The 1247-nt window shown below is 32.4% G+C and carries 3 protein-coding genes and 1 pseudogene; all 4 read left to right on the top strand.

What is annotated here, in order from left to right; translation table 11 throughout:
• Window positions 1-276 (top strand): annotated as a pseudogene (locus KTF99_RS16775) (hypothetical protein); the annotation flags it as partial.
• Between the two features lie 23 nt (window positions 277-299).
• Window positions 300-512, top strand: a complete 213-nt coding sequence (locus tag KTF99_RS16770) for a hypothetical protein (protein ID WP_003536167.1) — start codon at window positions 300-302, stop codon at window positions 510-512.
• A 1-nt stretch (window position 513) separates the two neighbouring features.
• Window positions 514-627 carry an IS3 family transposase gene (locus KTF99_RS17750; protein ID WP_081723988.1) on the top strand — a complete coding sequence of 38 codons (114 nt, stop codon included), beginning with the start codon at window positions 514-516 and terminating at the stop codon, window positions 625-627.
• Between the two features lie 6 nt (window positions 628-633).
• Window positions 634-1119, top strand: a complete 486-nt coding sequence (locus KTF99_RS16760; protein ID WP_217215679.1) for an IS3 family transposase — start codon at window positions 634-636, stop codon at window positions 1117-1119.
• Window positions 1120-1247 lie beyond the last annotated feature (128 nt).

Genomic DNA, 1247 nt, shown 5'->3' with positions numbered 1-1247 from the left:
CAAACCAGTAAGGAGGGTTTTTATATGAAATATGATTATGTATTTAAGTTGAAGTGTGTTGAACTATATAAAAATGGTCGATGGCATGAAACACCAGAAGGAATTGGACAAAAAAACTTTAGAAAAGGAATTACTACATGGGTCAAAATCGCTGACTTACATGGAATAGATGCTTTAAAACATCCTACCACCTGCACTGAGTATACTGTGGAAGAAAGATACAACTTTAGTTGCCAGGGTTCTAGCTGGAGAATCTCAAAAAAAGTGTTGCAATAAGTGCTAATATTAATCACAGTCAATTGTCAAACTGGGTAAAACGATATAAAATATATGGATATAATGGTCTCGATTTAAAGAAGGGACGACATAGTAAGGAGCAGCCTCTGAAAAAATCTATAATATCAAGTGAACTTACTCCTCCTGAGAAAGAAGAACTAATACGTTTAAGAGCAGCAATCGTTAAAGAAATTCGTGAAAAAGGATATCGATTAAAGCATCTTCTAAAGGCATGAGATGATGAAACTGATAAAAGAAATCTTTGATCAAAATAAGGGACGCTATGGAGTTCGTCGAGTTCATAGAGAGCTTCTAAATCGCGGTTATCTGGTAAATCATAAGAGAGTGTAACGACTTATGCATAATATGGGATTATTAGGTAAACGTCCTAAAGAGAGATACCATTCTTATAAAGGGAATGTAGCAGATAATATTATTAATAGAAATTTTAATACGAGTAGACCATTACAAAAATGGACTACTGATGTATCTCAATTCAATTTTGCATGGGGAAAATGTTATATTTCTCCAATATTAGATAGGTTTACAAATGAGATTATTTCCTATGATTTATCACCGCATCCTAATCTTAAACAAATTACAAATATGCTGACTCAGGCATATGAAAAGTTTTCCATCCTTGAAGGATTGATTTTCCACTCAGATCAGGGATGGAAATATCAACATGCTCATTATATCAATTCATTAAAAGAACACAGTATAATACAATCAATGTCTAGAAAAGGAAACTGTTATGATAATTCGGTAATGGAAACTTTCTTTGGCCGATTAAAAAATGAAGTCTATTATGGGTATGAAAATGAATTGTATTCATTTTCATAGTTTTCTACTGCAATAAAAGAATACAGAAAAAACAAAATGGATGCCACCTGTTTTGTACAGATTAGCATCCATGGCATAATTTTTTTAAAACTAAATTTAAACGTGTCCAGAAAACTGGGTACACATCA

The organism is Erysipelatoclostridium sp. MSK.7.34 (assembly GCF_019041935.1).
In the GTDB taxonomy this organism is placed as follows: Bacteria; Bacillota_I; Bacilli_A; order Erysipelotrichales; family Coprobacillaceae; genus Thomasclavelia; species Thomasclavelia ramosa.
Note: the sequence above shows the minus strand (reverse complement) of the source record. Positions and strands in the feature narration are given on the sequence as shown.

Bases quoted from the DNA above. Each gene is read 5' to 3' on its own strand.
- KTF99_RS17750 (WP_081723988.1), top strand. From the start codon at position 514: ATGATGAAACTGATAAAAGAAATCTTTGATCAAAATAAGGGACGCTAT.
- KTF99_RS16760 (WP_217215679.1), top strand. From the start codon at position 634: ATGCATAATATGGGATTATTAGGTAAACGTCCTAAAGAGAGATACCAT.